Here is a 15,729-nt window from a genome sequence, read left to right as displayed (position 1 = left end):
CCAGAGTGGACGGACGCCCCGGCGCAGGCTGGAAGGCAAGGGGCGCAACGCAACCGAGGCTTTACCTGGGGTGCGCGTGCCATACGCTCCCCCGCGAGGGCCGGGGTTTCATCCCGTGCCCCCGAGAGGCCCAAGGGCACGCGCAAGGGGCCCCAGGTCAAGCCGACCCCACGCCGGAAAGCAGCCGGAAACAGCTGGGAGTCAGTCGGTGTGGCGCACCTGGCCACGCCCGCGCTTCACGTCGGAGCGCTGGCGCTTCGCAGTGAGGCGGCGTTCGCGGGCGCCACGGCTGGGCTTCGTGGCCCGGCGAGGCGGAGGAGGCGGGGCGATCGCCTCGCGGAGCAGGGAGGCGAGACGGTCACGGGCGGCGTGGCGGTTCTGGAGCTGGCTGCGTTGCTCGGAGGCGGCGATGGTGAGCACGCCGTCGACCAAGCGGCCGGAGAGGCGGTCGAGGGCGCGCTCGCGCTGGCGCTCGGAGGTGAACGCGGACGACGTGGCCACGTCGAAGGACAGCTCGACGCGGCTGTCGGTGGTGTTGACCGACTGGCCGCCAGGGCCGGACGAGCGGGAGAACCGCTCAGCCAGCTCGACGCCGGGGATCACCAGCGACGCAGTGACGGTCAGATCGGTAGCCATGCCTCAAGGATGCCTCACCACCCCGGCGGCGCACATTCGGATTTACCGGGGCGCGACCAGATCCTGGACCGGAGCGCGCTCCTTGGCCATGGGCACGTGGTAGCGCTGGGCGAGGTAGTCGGCGACCTCGCGGAACAGGCGGGCGGCGGCGTCGGTCTCGGCAGCGTCGACCATCGTGGCGATCACGAAGCGCGGGGACTCGGCGGGGAACATCCCGGCGAAGCAGTTCCACGCGCGCTGGCCGCTCGGTTGCGTGCGCGTGCCGGGCTTGCCCGCCACCTGGTAGCCGGGCAGGGCGGCGACGGGCGAGGTGCCCTTCTGGCCGGGGGCGTCCTGCACCACGGCGCGCAGCATGCCGCGCACGGTCGCGGCGGTCTGCGGGCTGACGACCCGGACACCGGTGGGCCCGGGCAGCTCGACGCGGTGGCCGTTCTGCTTGGTCTCGGCCCGGACCAGGCGCGGCGGAACGCGGAGGCCGTCGTTGGCGATCGCCTGGTACATCCCGGCGAGCTGGGGCAGCGTCACCGACACGTCGTGGCCGATCGGCAGGCGGGCCAGGGTCGAAGCGGACCAGTGCTCGCGCGGCGGCAGCTGGCCCGCGCTCTCGCCGGGCAGCCCGATCTCGGTGCGCACGCCGAGGCCGAAACGGGAGACCAGGTTGGCGAAGCGGTCGTCGCCGAGCTTGCGCGCTGTCTGCACGGTGCCGACGTCCGAGGACCGCGCGAGCACACCGGCCAGGGTGAAGTCCTGGGTGGCGTGGCCGTGCTGGTCGCGCACCTCGACGCCGTCGACGCGGACGCGCTCGGGGACGGTCAGCGTCTGGTCGCGGCCGAGGGTGCCGTCCTCGACGGCTCCGGCGGCGGTGATCAGCGCGGCGGTCCCGCCCGGTTCGAACGGGACGGAGACGGCGGTGTTGATCTTCTGCTCGGTTGCCATGGCGAGCACCTCGGCGGTCTTGGCGTCCAGCACGAGCACGGCGGCGTCGTGCGCGCCCAGGCGCCTGGCGTGCTCGGTGACCAGCTGCTGGGCCAGGAACTGGACGTCGATGTCGAGCGTCAGCTCCAGGCTCGCGCCGGGCGTCGCGGGTTCGAGATCGCGCTCGGTCCCGGGGATCACCACGTCGTCGCGGCCCTGCTCGGTGTCCACGATCCGCCGTCCGGTGCGCCCGGCGAGCACCTGGTCGCGAGAGCTCTCCAGGCCGGTGACGCCGCGGGTGCCCGCGGGTTTCTGGTCCTTGCGCCACACCGTCGTGCCGATCACGTTCGCGGCGAGCGACCCGTTCGGGTACACCCGCGCCGCCCGGTACTCCGAGCCGATGTCGGGGAAGGCGCTGGTGATCTCCCACGCGGTGGCCGGGCCGATGTTCTCGGCCAGCTCCTCGCGGTGGCCGCCCCCGCGCAGCTTCGCCAGGACCTGCTCCCGGTTCGCGCCGTCCCCGGCCGCGCGGACGATCGTGTCGGCGATCTGCGCGGTGAAGGTCTCGAAGTCCGGGGTCTTGTCCGGCCGCTTGTCCCTGGCCTTCTGCCAGTTCGCCCGCAGCCGCTGCGGGACGACGTAGAGAACCCGCGAGTCCACGCTGAACGCCAGCGGGCGGCCCGCTCTGTCCACAATGGAGCCCCGTTGGGCCGGGATGTCCAGCGGGGTCGCGCGTTGCCGCGCGGCCTTGGCGGAGAGCGCCTCGGCCTGGAAGACCTGGACGTACACCAGCTTCGTCGCGGCCACCAGCAACAGCAGCACGAGGAACACGCAGCCGAGCACCATTCGTGGCCGTTGCGCGCCGCTTCCCCTCATCGGGTGATGACTTGAGTCGGCGATACGGGTGAGCCGAGCCGGGGAAAGATCACGCGCACCCGACACACCGTACCGATCAGGGGGCTTCACGTTGGGGTGATTCGAGTACAGGACACGACCGAATACCTAGACTTCGGCCGTGGATCTGCTCGCGGAGGTCTTCATCGGCCTCGCCGTGTTCGGCATGGTGCTGTTGTTCGCCGCGGCCGTGCGCCGCCTGCTCGGAACCGCCTTCGGCACGGTGCGCACGCTCGCCGCGGGACTGTTCGCCTACCTGCTGGCGATGCCGATCGCGCAGGCCATGCGCGGTGCGGTGGCTCCGGGCGACGACCAGAACACCATCCTCTGGTTCTTCATCCTGGCCACGGGCTGCGCCGTGCTCGCGGGCATGGTCTTCCTCGCGGTGTCGGCAGCGCTGGTGCCGACCGGCTCGCTGCCGACGCCGCTGGAGTGGCTGCGCGGCCTGGGCGGGCGGTTCCGTCGCGCGCGCCGGTACTCGCAGATCACCCGTATCGCGATCCGCCACGGCCTCGGCCCCTACCTGCGTGGCCGCGACCGCACCGAGCAGAGCCGGACGACGCTCGCGAGGTCCTTGCGCGGAGCGCTGGAGGACGGCGGGGTCACCTTCGTCAAGCTCGGCCAGATCCTGTCCACCAGGCGCGACCTGCTGCCGGAGGAGTTCGTCACCGAGCTGAGCCGCCTGCGCGACAAGGTCCCGGCCGCCCCGTGGGCCGAGGTCGAAGCGGTGCTCATCGAGGAGTTCGGCGCGCCGGTGGACGAGATCTTCGCGTCTTTTGACCGCACCCCGCTGGCGGCGGCCTCGATCGCGCAGGTGCACGTGGCCCGCCTGCACGACGGCGAGGAGGTCGTGGTCAAGGTGCAGCGGCCGGGCACCCGCGACCTGGTCGAACGGGATATCGACATCGTCGACCGGCTCGCGCGGACCCTGGAGCTGCGCACGAAATGGGGTCGTTCGCTCGGGCTGCGCGAGCTGGCGTCCGGGTTCGCCGACGCGGTGCGCGAGGAGCTGGACTTCCGCATCGAGGCCGCGAACATGGGGGCGGTGGCGGCGAACTCCGGCGGAGCTGTCGTCTATCCCGTGCCGCACGAGCCGTTGTGCGGTGAGCGCGTCCTGGTGATGCAGCGCCTGGACGGCGTGCAGCTCGGCGCCGCGGAGAAGGAGATCACCGCCTCCGGGCTGGACCGCCGGGAGCTGGCCAGAACCCTGGTGGAGTGCCTGCTGCGGCAGATCATGATCGACGGCGTCTTCCACGCGGACCCGCATCCGGGCAACGTGCTGCTGCTGCGCGACGGACGCCTGGGGATGCTGGACTTCGGCTCCGTCGGCAGGCTCGACGCGGCGCTGCGGGCGGCGTTGCAGCGGCTGCTGCTGGCCATGGACCGCGGCGACCCGCTCGCGGCGGGGGACGCGTTGCTGGAGATCGCGCCACGGCCGGACGAGATCGACGAGCAGCGGCTCGAACGCGCGCTCGGCCAGTTCATGGCCCGCCACCTGGGCGGAGGGTCGGTGCGGAGCGTCCGGATGTTCACCGACCTGTTCCGGATCATCACCGATCACCGCCTGTCGATCCCGCCGGAGGTGGCCGCGGTGTTCCGCGCACTGGCCACTGTGGAGGGTGCGCTGGCGCAGCTCGCCCCCGGCTTCGACCTGGTCGCCGAGGCGAGGTCGTTCGCGCGCGGCTACGTGGTCGAGCAGCTCGACGCGGGCTCGCTGAAGGAGGCGGTGATCCAGGAGGCGGCGGCCGTGCTCCCGATGCTGCGGCGGCTGCCGCGTCGCGTCGAGCGCATCGCCGGTGCCGTGGAGAACGGCCGTCTCACGGTCAACATCCGGTTGTTCTCCGATGAGCGCGACCGCTCGCACGTGACCGCTCTCCTGCACCAGGTGCTGTTCACGGTGCTCGGCGCGACGGCGGGGATCATGGCGGTGATGTTGCTGGGCACGCCGGGCGGACCGATGGTGACGTCGTCGGTGAGCCTGTACGCGCTGTTCGGCTACAACCTGCTGCTGATCAGCGTCGTCCTGGTGCTGCGCGTCCTGGTGCTGATGTTTCGGAGATAGCGCGCGGGGCAATGCCCCAGGCGTGGTGAAGCATCCCGGAGCGCAGCCGCCGGACACCGCCGACCTCGGTGAACTGAGGTCCGCGGCGGCGTCTTGCGAGGGCTGCGACCTCTATCGTGACGCGACCCAGACGGTGTTCGGCGACGGGCCCGGCTCGGCCGACGCCGTCTTCGTCGGCGAGCAGCCCGGTGATCAGGAAGACCGCGCGGGTGAGCCGTTCGTCGGGCCCGCTGGCCGCCTGCTCGACCGCGCGCTCGAAGAGGCGGGCATCGATCGCGAACGCGCCTACGTCACCAACGCGGTGAAGCACTTCAAGTTCGAGGCCCGGGGCAAGCGCCGCATCCACAAGAAGCCGACGCGCTCCGAGGCCGTCGCGTGCCGCCCGTGGTTGGTCGCCGAGCTCGCCGCGATCCGCCCCGCGCTCGTGGTCTGCCTGGGCGCGACGGCGGCGCAGTCGTTGCTCGGGCCCGGTTTCAAGCTGACCGAGCACCGCGGTGAAATCCTTGACCTGCCTGACTTCCCGGCCCGCGTCACCGCGACGCAGCACCCCTCGGCGGTGCTCCGCGCTCCCGATCGGGACGCCGCCTACCAAGATCTCGTGCGGGACCTGCGGGGCGCCGCCGAAGAACTTCAGCGCGCCGGATCGCGACAGCCTGGTTAGGGTGCGACGGTGCCCGGCTCCAGGGTTGTGATCGCCGTGGCCGCCGCGGTCCTCGCGAGCGGATGTGCCTCAGTGTCCAACTCGGAAACAGACTCCGTCAGATCCGCCGCGGACGCGTTCGTCGGCGCGTTGGCCAAGGGCGACGCCAAGGCCGCGTGCGAACTGCTCACGCCGAAGACCTTGCGCCGCATGGAGGCGCTGCGGCCGGAAGGCTGTGCGATCGCGCTCGGCACGCTCAAGCTCCCCTCGGCCGCGGTGCGCGAGGTCGAGGTGTGGGGCGACGCCGCGCAGGTCCGGACCGGCGGCGACACGTTGTTCCTGCGGGAGTTCGCCCACGGCTGGCGGATCTCCGGCGCGGGCTGCACCCCGCGCGGCGACCAGCCCTACGACTGCGTGCTGGAGGGGTCGTGATCTCCCGCGGCATGTTCTCCGCGTACTTGATCATCGTCATCGGCGCGCTGGTGTTCTTCTTCGTGCTGGGGGTGCTCGGCCGATGAAGTTCTTGCGCGACAACGGTGTTGGCGTCTTCTTCGGCCTGCTCTTCCTCGGCGCGCTCGGGGGCCAGGCCTTCGCCGGGTACGCCGATCTGGTGCAGCGGCGGCTCGCGGACGGCGGCGCCGAACCGGGCTTCTTCCGCTACCTCGCGTCCTCGGAGTTCGCCGTGGACGTCGCGGAGAACTGGCAGTCGGAGTACCTCCAGTTCTTCCTCTACATCATCGCCACGGTCTGGCTCATCCAGCGCGGCTCCCCGGAGTCCAAGCCACCGCGGGACATCGGGCTGGAGTCCGACCAGAAGCAGCAGGTCGGCTCGCACGCCGGACCCGAAGCGCCGAAGTGGGCGCACGCGGGCGGCTGGCGGACCAGGGTCTTCTCCAACTCCCTCGGCCTGGTGATGGGCGGGATCTTCCTGCTGTCGTGGCTGGTGCAGTCCGTCGCCGGGGTGAGCGCGTACAACGCCGACCAGCTCGCGATGCTGGAGGACCCGGTGCCGTGGGCGGAGTACCTGGGCACGGCCGACTTCTGGAACCGCAGCCTGCAGAACTGGCAGTCGGAGTTCCTCGCGATCGGGTCGATGGCGGTGTTCAGCGTGTACCTGCGGCAGCGCGGGTCGCCGGAGTCCAAGCCGGTCGGCGCCGCCCACTCCACCACCGACGAAGCGGGATGAGGAGCACGTGACCACCTGGTACCGGCCGATGACGGCGCGCGGGGCGAACGAGGCGCACCGCGCCGCGACCCCGCTCGAGCTGTTGTTCGACCTGTGTTTCGTCGTCGCCGTCGCCCAGGCCGCGGCGGGGCTGCACCACGCCGTCGTCGAACACCACGCCGGTCAGGGCGTGCTCGGCTACGCGATGGTGTTCTTCGCGATCTGGTGGGCGTGGATGAACTTCACCTGGTTCGCCTCCGCCTACGACACCGACGACACGGCCTACCGGGTGACGACGCTCGTGCAGATCGCGGGCGCGCTTGTGCTCGCGGCGGGTGTCGGGCAGGCGTTGGACCACGGCGACTTCACGGTGATCACCTACGGCTACGTGCTGATGCGGCTGGCCATGGTGACGCAGTGGCTGCGCGCCGCCAAGGCCGACCCCGAGCGGCGGCGGACCGCGCTGCGCTACGCGGCCGGGATCACCCTCGTGCAGATCGGCTGGCTCGTCCGGCTGGCGTTGCCGCAGCAGTGGTTGCTGCCCGCGTTCTTCGTGCTGCTGCTCGCCGAGATCGCGGTCCCGGCGCTCGCGGAGCGCGGCGCGACCACACCGTGGCACCCGGGCCACATCGCCGAGCGCTACGGCCTGTTCACGCTGATCGTGCTCGGTGAGTCGATCCTCGCCGCCACCAACGCGGTGCGGTCGGCGATCGACGAGGGCCACGGTTCGGTGAGCCTGTTCGGGGTCGCGGCGGCCGGGCTGGTCATCGTGTTCTCGTTGTGGTGGCTGTACTTCGACAAGCCCGCCGAGGACCTGCTGACCTCGCTGAACGCCTCGCTGCGGTGGGGCTACGGGCACCTGGTGATCTTCGCTTCGGCCGGGGCGGTCGGCGCGGGCCTCGAAGTCGCCGTCGATCTCCGCACCGGCGCGGACGGCGTCCCGGAGTTCGCCGCGGGCATGGCGACGGCGGTCCCGGTGGCGTCGTACCTGCTCGGGGTGTGGGCGCTGCACGTCCTGCCGCGCGGTCGCTCACCCCTGGCGATCGCGTTCCCGGTGGTCGCGGTGCTCGTCGCGGTCAGCCCGCTGGCCGGGGCCTCGCTGTACGTGACCGCCGTGCTCGTCGGGCTGCTGGTGCTGGTCGGTCTGCCCAGCCCACGTTAAGTCGCGGCAGAGATTGGGCAAATGCGCTGGAACGGAGCTGTAACAACGCTGGACCGCCTGGTGACGACGCGGAAAACTCGGCTTGATCACTTGGGGGACGGCGATGGAGATCGACCTGCTCGGTCCGGTCCGGGTCCGCGACGGCGATCGCGCGGTCCAGGTCGGGCCCGCGCGCCAGCAGTGCGTGCTGGCGATCCTGGCCGCCGAGGCGGACCGGGTGGTCGGCGTGCCCGCGCTGGTCGACCGGGTCTGGGCGGACCGCCCGCCCGCCGGGGCCCGCAACCTCGTGCAGACCTACGTCGCCCGGTTGCGGCGGGTCCTCGTCGCGGCCGGTGCCGACGGCGCCTCCGTCCTGGTGTTCCAGAACGACGGCTACCGCCTGGCGATCGAGCCGGAGCACGTCGACCTGGTGCGGTTCCGCGCGCTCGTCGCCGCCGGGGACCTGGGCCCGGCGCTCGCCCTCCGGCGCGGCCCGCCGCTCGCCGGGATCGAGGGCGAGTGGGCGCAGCGGACGCGGGAAGCCCTTGAGGAGCAGTGGCTGCTGACGCGGTGCCGGTTCGGCGAGGAGCAGCTGCGGCTCGGCAGGGCCGGTGAGGTGCTGGCCGACGTGGGCGACCTGCTGGCGGCGCACCCGTTGCACGAGAAGCTGCTGGAGCTGCGGATGCTCGCGCTCTGGCACGCGGACCGCCGGGCCGAGGCGCTGGAGACCTTCCGCGACGCGCGCGCCCGGATCGTCGGCGAGCTGGGCGTCGAGCCCGGATCGGAACTGCGTGACCTGCACGAACGCGTGCTGCGCGGTGCCCCGCCCGTGGTGGAGCGCACGTGGACGGCGCGAACCGACCTGCCGCGCGTGCCCACCGACTTCACCGGTCGCGACCGCGAGCTGAAGTGGTTGTCCGACACCGTGTCCGAGGGCGCGAGCGTGCTCACCGTCGACGGGGCGGCTGGCGTCGGCAAGACCACGCTCGTCTCGTGCGCGGCGCGACTGCTCGCCGCCGGGTACCCGGACGGGCAGCTCTTCCTCGACCTGCAAGGGAATGCCGTGTCCGTGGGCGACGCGCTGGAGTCGCTGCTGCGCGCGGTGGGGGCGGCCCCGGAGGACATCCCCGACGAGCTGGGCGAGCGCGCGGCCGCCTGGCGGGCGCGGCTGGCGGGCAGGCGGGTGCTGCTCGTGCTGGACAACGCCGCCGAGGCCGACCGGCTCCGGCCGCTGCTCCCCGGTGCGCCCGGTTGCCTGACGCTGATCACCGCGCGGCAGCGGCCGACCGGGCTCGACGCGGCCGCGTTGTCGCTGGGCCCGCTGCCGGAGCCGGAGGCGGTGGAGCTCTTCGAACGCGCGGCCGGTCGCCGCTCCGCGCACGGTGGCGCCGTCGCCGGGCTGTGCGGCTATCTCCCGCTCGCGTTGCGCCTCGTCGGAGCGATCTGTCCTAAGTGGACGGATGAAGAGCTGGTCATCAGGCTGCGCAAGGGCTCCACGGCGTTAGCGGTCTCCTGCGAAGCGCTGGAGCCCTTGCTGTGCCGTGCTTTCCGACTGCTCGGCAGGCATCCCGGGGTCGACATCACCCCGCACGCCGCGGCCGCGCTGCTGGACGTCTCGGTGGACGACGCCGAGGACACGCTGGAGGCCTTGCTCGGCGTTCACCTTGTGCAGCAACATGTTCCGGGCCGCTACCGGCTGCACGACCTGCTCCGCGAGCACGCGCTCGGCCTCGACGAGCCCGACGAGCCCGCCGCGGCGGTCCGGCTGCTGGACCACTACCTGTACTCCGCCAACGAGGCCGACCGGCAGATCACCGGGCGGGCGCGGTTCACCCCGGTGCCGGACGCGGTGATCGCCTTCGTCGGCAACGGGGTGACGTGGTTCGACCGCGAGCTGCCGAACCTGCGCGCGGTGATCGAGTTCGCCCGCCGGGAGAAGCACGAGCGGCACGCGGGGCAGCTCGCGCTGACCCTGCGCGGCTACTGCGACGCCAAGGGCCTGCGCGTGTCCGAGTTGGCGGCGGCTCGAACGCGTTGACTTCGAAGTGACCCTCATTCAGCTTGGAAATGGCACATTCGCCAGTTTGTGTATTTGTTTCCTATTTTCCAAGGTGGAAAAAGATGAGTTTTGTTCGTCATGCCGTCGCCGTGCTGTCGATCACCGGAGCGGTGCTCGGGATGTCGGTCGCAGTTTCCGGCGAGGCGTCCGCGGCCCCGTGCGGCTACTACAAGAAGGTCGAGGAAGCGCGCTACAACCACTGCGGCGGGGGCCGCGTCGTCATCTACGTGAACACGGTCCTCGCGCCGGACTACGAGAAGTGCGTCGGCCGCGGTGACCACTACCTGGGCAGCGTGCTGCAGGTGCGCGGGGCGCACTACGCCGGTCGCACCTGCTGACGAGCGTTCAAGCGTGAGGGTTGGCGGGGTCGAACACGCGTCACGGCCGGTAACAGCTCGCGAATCCGGGCGGCTTCGGCTTTCCACTGCCCAGCAGGGCGACCGCATCGGCGTAGCGCAGGTTCTCCGGGTATTCCGGCCAGTCCGGTTCCTGCCCGTTGACGTGCAATTCGTCAAGCCAATAGCCGGAGCTGTCCGCGGCCTTGGCGAACTCCAGATCGCAGCCCTTGACGCGGACGGTGATCTCGATGATCTTCTGGGACGACTTGACCGTTCGCTTGCCGACCTTCTTCGTTTTCTTCTCGGTGTCGGTCCTCGGTTCGCCCACCGTGGTGAAACCGGCTGCCTTGAGTTCCTTCGCGAACTGGTCCTGACTGCTGCTGCACGCGGTGAAGGCCAAGGTCAGCGGCAGGATCAGCAGCAGCGCACGGCCGGGCTTGAGGCTCATGCCGTGCATCTAACACGCAGCGCCGCGATCGCGGAAACGGGATCGACTCGACTGGTCAACCGCTCCTCCTTGCCGCCGGTTCTAAGGTCGTGGCATGCAGGGGGAGCGGTTCTCCGGCCGGGCCACGGCCCTCGCCACCGCCATCAGCTTCGGCTGCGTCGTCGCGACCGTCGCGGCCTGGGCGGCGTACGCGTGGGCCACGGGCGGCCCGGCCCGGTCCGCCTGGTTCTGGGCGCTGATGGTGGAGCAGTCGGTCGAGGGGCTGGCGTTCTCGGTGATGGGTGCCCTGGTCGTCACGCGCCGGCCGAGGCAGCCGCTGGCGTGGCTGTTCCTCACGGCCGGGGTCACGGCCTCGTGCTACCCGCTGCTCAGCGCGGCGATGCTGTTCGAGCTGCCGCCCTGGGCCCGGGTGGCGATCTTCGTCACCTGGATCACGCTGAACTTCACCAGCGTCGTGGTGTTCCCCGCGCTGGCGCTGCTCTTCCCGGACGGCAGGCTGCCGGGCAGGCGGTGGCGGCCGGTGCTGGTCGCGCTGCCCGTCGTCGCGTCGACCGGGTTGCTGATCGTGCTGGCGTCGGTGCCGCTGGCGTCGTCGTCGGTGCCGGTTCCCGGCCAGGGGCCCGCGCACGGGCTCGACTCGCCATGGGACGCGGCCTTCAAGATCGCGGCGGTGACGCACTACCTGCTGTGGGCGTTGTGCCTGGTGTCGTTGTTCTCCAGGCTGCGCCGGGCAGGACGGTTCGCCCGCAGGCAGATCGCCGTCGCGTTGGTGATCTCCGTGCTGATCTACCTGGCCTTCTCGCTGGAGACCTGGTTCGCGACGCGGTCCTACGTCACGTCGGTCATCGTCCTGCCCGACGAGTTCTTCCTGACCTGCCGCGGACTGGTCGTCCTGGTCGGCCTGCCCGTGCTGGGGTTCGTCCTCACCCGGACGCGGCTGTACCAGCTCGACCGCGCCGCACGCGCCACGGTCATCGTGGTGACGGTCATCGGTGGTCTGGTGCTGTCCTACCTCTTGGTGACGGCGTTGCTGGCGAGGGTGCTCCCCGGTGCGGCTTCCTGGGGAGCGCTGGTGGTCGCTCTGGCCACCGGTGTGGCCGGGTTCGGGCTGCGCGATGCCGTGCGTTTTGTGCGCCGTCGCGTCGACCGGGCTTTCTACGGGGATCGAGCGGAGCCGTACCGGTTGCTGCGCGCGTTGCCACGACGGCTGAAAGGGGTGCCGCCGAACGAGATCCCGTTCGCCGTGTGCCAGACGGTGGTGAGCGTGTTGCGCCTGCCCGCCGCGACGATCGAGGTCGACGGCAGGCAACTGGCGGGCGTCGGTGCCGCGGACGCGGAGCCGACGGTGTTCGCGCTCGGGAAGTCCGGCCGGTTGTCGGTGTGGCCGCGCTCGGGTCAGGAAACGTTGGACGAGCTGGACATCGCGGCGTTGGAGCCGATCGTCGACCAGACCGCGGCGGTGATCGGCACGGTGCTGGTGGGGGAGCGCCTGGAACGCGGTGTCGAGGAGGAGCGGCTGCGGCTGCGGCGGGATCTGCACGACGGTCTCGGTCCGGCGCTGGCCGGGGTGGCGTTGCAGCTGGGCGCGGTGCGGACGATGGTGCCACCGCGCTCGGAGGCCGGGGCGTTGCTGGCCTCCGTGATGGTCCACATGCGACAGATCGTGGCCGATTTCCGCCGTGTGACGAGGAACCAACGGCCGCTCCTGCTGGAGGAGCACGGGTTGCGCGGTGCGCTGGTGGAGCTGTGCCGCCGTCTGTCCACCACGGAGACGCCGGTGACGTGCGACCTGCCGGACCCGCTGCCCGGGGTGCACGAGGAGGTGGTGTTCCACGTGGCGGCGGAGTCCTTGGCCAACGCCGCGCGGCACGCCGGTGCGCGGTCGATCGCGTTGCGGGTCTCGGTCGGCGAGGAGTGGATCGTCGTGGAGACGCGCGACGACGGGACCGGGATCGTCGAGCCGCTCGGCCTCGGGGTCGGCCTGGACTCGTTGCGCGAGCGCACCCGCGCGGTCGGCGGCGGCTGCGAGATCGACAGCGGTCCCGGCGGCACGACCGTCCGCGCGCTGGTCCCGCTGTCGTGATCTCCCTACTTGCGGTGGACGCGCACGTGGTCGATCTCCATCGAGCCCTCGGTGACCTCCGGCGGGATCTTGGAGTAGACGAACATGTCCAGCACCAGGGCCCCGTTTCCGGCGAACGAGCCCTGGCGGCAGACCTCCTTGCCGTCGAGGAACCACACCGTCTCGTCCGGCCCGAGCAGCTGCCCGATGGTGTGCCAGTCCTGGGTCAGGTCCACCGGGTTCTGGTGCTGGCACTGCCCGCCGGGGCTCTGGTGGTTGGTGAAGTAGAGCCGGAACGGGTTGTCGCTGTAGTACTCGTAGTTGTCCTGCTCTGTTTTGCCGCTGCCATCCCACGTCCAGGTGGAGGGCCAGAAACCCTTGTCCTTGGGCAGTTTCAGCCGCGTCTCGACGTAGTCACCGGCCTGGACCTGGAATTCCCGGGCCGGTCCCTTGCCGCAGCCGTGCGCGGTGGTGATCAGGGCTCCGGACCACTCGTAACCCGGCTCCGGGTTGTCCTTGCGGGCGGTCATCACCAGTTTTCCGTCGCGGAGGGCGAGCGCGTTCCAGGTGTGCCACTCCAGCTGCTCGTTGTTCCCTTTGTTACCAAGGCATCGGTCGCCTTCGGCATTGGAGTGGATGGTCCACCGGTCGCGGTCGATCTCGGTGCCGTCGAACTCGTCCGCGAAGGCGATCGGCCAGCTCGTCGGGGGTTCGGTCACGGCGCCCGCATGCGGCGCGGTGACGGCGGCGCCCGCGATCAGGGCGGCGGCGAGCAGGGCTGCTCTGGACATCGGGGACTCCGAAACGTGATGCCGGCCAGGGGGTGCCCATGCTGTTCACGGAACCCCGGTGAGGGAAGGGGGTTTCGGAATCGCTGATGTGCGAACAACGAATGGCGGGTCCGCGAAGGAGCAAGCCTCGGCGCTCCGCGGCACTACCGCTCGGATTGGTGAGAATCCTTTGGTGCTGACGGGAAAACTGCTCGCGACACGGCTCGCGGTGGCCACCCGGGAGATCTGTGGCGGGTGCTCGACGTCACGGTGTGTCAATTCGGCTTGTTCCGAATGTGAAGTGCCCCTGCTGTGCAAGGAAAGCGCGCGCGGCTTCTATGCTGTTCGAGTGCGTGACACGAACTCGGTGCTGGCCGCGCTGACGGTGATGGTGTTCGGCTGGGTGATCGCCGCGGGCAACACCGGGCTCGCCTACGCCACGGTGGGCAACGACGTCATTCCGATCATCATCGGTACCGCGCTGTGCCTCGTGTTCGTGATCGCGCTCCGCGTGCTCCACCGCGCCTGGTGGCTCGCGGCGCTGTCCGTCCTGCCCGGACTGCTGATCCTGGTGGGCTCGGTCCAGCACGCGCCCGAGGCGGTTCTGGCCGACCGCGGCATCCGCGAGAGCGTGGTGATCACCGCGGACAGCGCCGGTTCCACGGCGAGCACGCACCACCGCTACACCCTCCTCGGCAAGGGCGGCAAACTCGCGGAGACCTTGGAGTACCGGGGGAGCGGTTCGAGCTACCGCGTGGGCGACCGGATCGAGGTGATCCGCGACCCGGACGGTGTCGTGCCACTGGAGGACGCCGCCAACGTCGATCCGCGCGGCAGGCTCAAGGGTCTGGTCATCGGCGTCGTCGGTTGGACCGTTATCACCGTGCTGGCCGGGTGGCGCGGGCACGTGCGGCGCCGGAAGGGCATCGTGTACGACGACTGAGTCGACCATCACCCTCGACTGGCCATGGTGGACTGCACAGGGGTGGACTGCATAGGGTTTGCCGATGACCGAGGAAGTTCTTGCCGCACAAGGGACAGGCCGTCGGCCCTTTTTCTCCGACGCCTCGCTGTCGTCCTTCGTCGCCGCGCTGATCGCGGTCGTGGTCTCCTACTCCGGTCCCGTGGTGATCGTGCTGACGGCGGCCCAGGCCGGGCGGCTGACGCCGGAGCAGACCACCTCCTGGCTGTGGGCGATCTCCATCGGTAGCGGCATCACCTGCCTGGCGCTCAGCCTGGTGACCAAGGTCCCGGTGATCACCGCGTGGTCCACGCCCGGCGCCGCCCTGCTCGTCACCAGCATGGGCCACTACTCCTACGCGTCGGCCATCGGTGCCTTCCTGGTCTCCGCGCTGGCGATCACCCTGGTCGGCTTCTCCGGGGTGTTCGGCAGGTTGATGGCGTACGTGCCCGACGCGCTGGTCTCGGCGATGCTCGCGGGAATCCTGTTCTCCTTCGGCGTCGAGGCGTTCCGCGCGCTCGGCCAGGGCCCGCTCGTCGCCGCCGCCGTGCTCGTCGGCTACGTGCTGGCCAAGCGCTACAGCGCCCGCTACGCCGTCCCGGTCGCACTGCTGCTCGGCGTGCTCGCCGCGGCGGTCAGCGGTCGGCTCGACTTCCGCGGTGTCACACTGGAACTGGCCAGTCCACAGTGGACAACTCCGGTCTTCGACGTCGCCGCGGTCATCGGCATCGGGGTTCCGCTGTTCGTGGTCACCATGGCTTCGCAGAACGCCCCCGGCCTCGCCGTGCTGCACGCCAGCGGCTACCGCCCCGGCGACCGCCTCCTGGTCGGCGGCACCGGGCTCACCTCGCTCGTGCTCGCCCCGTTCGGTTGCCACGCCGTCAACCTCGCCGCGATCATCGCCGCCATCTGCACCGGCGAGGAGTCCCACCCCGACCCCCGCAAGCGCTACCCGGCCGGGGTGTTCTGCGGCCTGCTCTGCCTCGCCGTCGGCACCTTCGGCGGCACCCTGATCGGCGTCTTCACCGGCCTGCCGAAGGAGCTCGTGGCCGCCATCGCCGGCGTCGCCCTGATCGGCGCGCTGATCACCGGCCTCAGCGGCGCCATGGCCACGCCGCGCGACCGCGAGGCCGCCGCGGTCACCTTCCTCGTCACCGCCTCCGGCCTGTCCCTGTTCGGCATCGGCTCCGCGTTCTGGGGCCTCGTCTTCGGCCTGTTCACCCACGTCGTCCTCACCGTGCGCCGAAAGACCCCGTAGCGGTACGCCGGTCTTCAAGTACAGCGAACCCCGTGCCCAGCGGTCGCTAACCGCAGCAAACCCCCGTGTGGTCGCGCGGTCTGGCTCCGGTCTGTAGCGGTTGAAGACATGGCAGGAGGGGGTTCGCGGTACTTGAAGACACCCCAACCACCGCGCGTCAGGAGATCGTCCGCAGTCGCGCGAGCACCGAAGCGCAACGCGGAGACGTGCCTCAGCTGCTCTTCGACCTTGTCGGAGGCTCACTTTTCCCGGTCTCCGCAACCGTTCGTTTGGATCGTGTGCGCGCGGCGGTGGCGGAGTTCGCTGTGACGGGCCGTCGCTCCAGTTGCCTCAGCTGGCAACCGGCTCGCTTGGTCTGACGCTCGGGTGTCCGTCGCGCC

General features: G+C 70.8%; 15 protein-coding genes. 11 read left to right on the top strand and 4 right to left on the bottom strand.

The window, feature by feature from the left end; translation table 11 throughout:
• Nucleotides 1-201: 201 nt before the first annotated feature.
• A complete protein-coding gene (gene arfB / locus NLX83_RS36270) occupies nucleotides 202-636 on the bottom strand; it encodes an alternative ribosome rescue aminoacyl-tRNA hydrolase ArfB (RefSeq protein ID WP_254239788.1) in 435 nt (144 codons plus the stop codon).
• Nucleotides 637-678: 42 nt separating this feature from the next.
• Complete coding sequence (locus NLX83_RS36265; RefSeq protein WP_254239787.1) at nucleotides 679-2,427, bottom strand: peptidoglycan D,D-transpeptidase FtsI family protein; 1,749 nt, start codon at nucleotides 2,425-2,427, stop codon at nucleotides 679-681.
• A gap of 184 nt (nucleotides 2,428-2,611) precedes the next feature.
• On the opposite strand from NLX83_RS36265, the gene NLX83_RS36260 reads away from it, so the two are divergent.
• The 7 genes from NLX83_RS36260 to NLX83_RS36230 all read left to right on the top strand — a co-directional run bounded on the left by NLX83_RS36260 (nucleotide 2,612) and on the right by NLX83_RS36230 (nucleotide 9,850).
• A complete protein-coding gene (locus tag NLX83_RS36260) occupies nucleotides 2,612-4,507 on the top strand; it encodes an ABC1 kinase family protein (protein WP_256564993.1) in 1,896 nt (631 codons plus the stop codon).
• 22 nt (nucleotides 4,508-4,529) lie between these two features.
• Entirely contained in the window at nucleotides 4,530-5,168 is a 639-nt protein-coding gene (locus NLX83_RS36255; protein ID WP_254239785.1) for a UdgX family uracil-DNA binding protein, read from the top strand.
• A 9-nt stretch (nucleotides 5,169-5,177) separates the two neighbouring features.
• The gene (locus NLX83_RS36250; protein WP_254239784.1) at nucleotides 5,178-5,579 is read left to right on the top strand and encodes a hypothetical protein; all 402 of its coding nucleotides are present in this window, start codon (nucleotides 5,178-5,180) and stop codon (nucleotides 5,577-5,579) included.
• An 82-nt stretch (nucleotides 5,580-5,661) separates the two neighbouring features.
• Complete coding sequence (locus tag NLX83_RS36245) at nucleotides 5,662-6,333, top strand: DUF6766 family protein (protein ID WP_254239783.1); 672 nt, start codon at nucleotides 5,662-5,664, stop codon at nucleotides 6,331-6,333.
• Between the two features lie 28 nt (nucleotides 6,334-6,361).
• Nucleotides 6,362-7,474, top strand: a complete 1,113-nt coding sequence (locus NLX83_RS36240; RefSeq protein WP_254239836.1) for a low temperature requirement protein A — start codon at nucleotides 6,362-6,364, stop codon at nucleotides 7,472-7,474.
• 82 nt (nucleotides 7,475-7,556) lie between these two features.
• Complete coding sequence (locus NLX83_RS36235) at nucleotides 7,557-9,491, top strand: AfsR/SARP family transcriptional regulator (RefSeq protein ID WP_254239782.1); 1,935 nt, start codon at nucleotides 7,557-7,559, stop codon at nucleotides 9,489-9,491.
• 83 nt (nucleotides 9,492-9,574) lie between these two features.
• The gene (locus NLX83_RS36230; protein ID WP_254239781.1) at nucleotides 9,575-9,850 is read left to right on the top strand and encodes a DUF6355 family natural product biosynthesis protein; all 276 of its coding nucleotides are present in this window, start codon (nucleotides 9,575-9,577) and stop codon (nucleotides 9,848-9,850) included.
• A 40-nt stretch (nucleotides 9,851-9,890) separates the two neighbouring features.
• On the opposite strand, the gene NLX83_RS36225 is transcribed toward NLX83_RS36230, so the two are convergent.
• The gene (locus NLX83_RS36225; RefSeq protein ID WP_254239780.1) at nucleotides 9,891-10,298 is read right to left on the bottom strand and encodes a hypothetical protein; all 408 of its coding nucleotides are present in this window, start codon (nucleotides 10,296-10,298) and stop codon (nucleotides 9,891-9,893) included.
• A 94-nt stretch (nucleotides 10,299-10,392) separates the two neighbouring features.
• Here NLX83_RS36225 and NLX83_RS36220 point away from each other — a divergent pair, with 94 nt between their 5' ends.
• Nucleotides 10,393-12,381 carry a sensor histidine kinase gene (locus NLX83_RS36220; RefSeq protein ID WP_254239779.1) on the top strand — a complete coding sequence of 663 codons (1,989 nt, stop codon included), beginning with the start codon at nucleotides 10,393-10,395 and terminating at the stop codon, nucleotides 12,379-12,381.
• A gap of 5 nt (nucleotides 12,382-12,386) precedes the next feature.
• Here NLX83_RS36220 and NLX83_RS36215 read toward each other — a convergent pair whose 3' ends face one another.
• Entirely contained in the window at nucleotides 12,387-13,151 is a 765-nt protein-coding gene (locus NLX83_RS36215) for a glycoside hydrolase family 16 protein (protein WP_254239778.1), read from the bottom strand.
• 328 nt (nucleotides 13,152-13,479) lie between these two features.
• Between NLX83_RS36215 and NLX83_RS36210 the strand changes: the two genes are divergently transcribed.
• From NLX83_RS36210 to NLX83_RS42370, 3 genes are all read left to right on the top strand, one after another.
• The gene (locus tag NLX83_RS36210; RefSeq protein WP_254239777.1) at nucleotides 13,480-14,073 is read left to right on the top strand and encodes a hypothetical protein; all 594 of its coding nucleotides are present in this window, start codon (nucleotides 13,480-13,482) and stop codon (nucleotides 14,071-14,073) included.
• A 64-nt stretch (nucleotides 14,074-14,137) separates the two neighbouring features.
• Entirely contained in the window at nucleotides 14,138-15,349 is a 1,212-nt protein-coding gene (locus NLX83_RS36205) for a benzoate/H(+) symporter BenE family transporter (RefSeq protein WP_254239776.1), read from the top strand.
• Between the two features lie 164 nt (nucleotides 15,350-15,513).
• The gene (locus NLX83_RS42370) at nucleotides 15,514-15,708 is read left to right on the top strand and encodes an Imm1 family immunity protein (protein ID WP_374118859.1); all 195 of its coding nucleotides are present in this window, start codon (nucleotides 15,514-15,516) and stop codon (nucleotides 15,706-15,708) included.
• Nucleotides 15,709-15,729: the final 21 nt, after the last annotated feature.

This window comes from Allokutzneria sp. A3M-2-11 16 (genome assembly GCF_024213555.1).
GTDB lineage: Bacteria > Actinomycetota > Actinomycetes > Mycobacteriales > Pseudonocardiaceae > Allokutzneria.
This window is presented reverse-complemented; position numbering and strand designations above follow the sequence as displayed.

What these genes read in the sequence shown, in the direction of transcription:
- NLX83_RS36265 (WP_254239787.1), bottom strand. Translation starts at nt 2,427, where the DNA reads ATGAGGGGAAGCGGCGCGCAACGGCCACGAATGGTGCTCGGCTGCGTG.
- NLX83_RS36245 (WP_254239783.1), top strand. Translation starts at nt 5,662, where the DNA reads ATGAAGTTCTTGCGCGACAACGGTGTTGGCGTCTTCTTCGGCCTGCTC.
- NLX83_RS36215 (WP_254239778.1), bottom strand. Translation starts at nt 13,151, where the DNA reads ATGTCCAGAGCAGCCCTGCTCGCCGCCGCCCTGATCGCGGGCGCCGCC.
- NLX83_RS36225 (WP_254239780.1), bottom strand. Translation starts at nt 10,298, where the DNA reads ATGAGCCTCAAGCCCGGCCGTGCGCTGCTGCTGATCCTGCCGCTGACC.
- NLX83_RS36205 (WP_254239776.1), top strand. Translation starts at nt 14,138, where the DNA reads ATGACCGAGGAAGTTCTTGCCGCACAAGGGACAGGCCGTCGGCCCTTT.
- NLX83_RS36230 (WP_254239781.1), top strand. Translation starts at nt 9,575, where the DNA reads ATGAGTTTTGTTCGTCATGCCGTCGCCGTGCTGTCGATCACCGGAGCG.
- NLX83_RS36240 (WP_254239836.1), top strand. Translation starts at nt 6,362, where the DNA reads ATGACGGCGCGCGGGGCGAACGAGGCGCACCGCGCCGCGACCCCGCTC.
- arfB (WP_254239788.1), bottom strand. Translation starts at nt 636, where the DNA reads ATGGCTACCGATCTGACCGTCACTGCGTCGCTGGTGATCCCCGGCGTC.
- NLX83_RS36260 (WP_256564993.1), top strand. Translation starts at nt 2,612, where the DNA reads ATGGTGCTGTTGTTCGCCGCGGCCGTGCGCCGCCTGCTCGGAACCGCC.
- NLX83_RS36220 (WP_254239779.1), top strand. Translation starts at nt 10,393, where the DNA reads ATGCAGGGGGAGCGGTTCTCCGGCCGGGCCACGGCCCTCGCCACCGCC.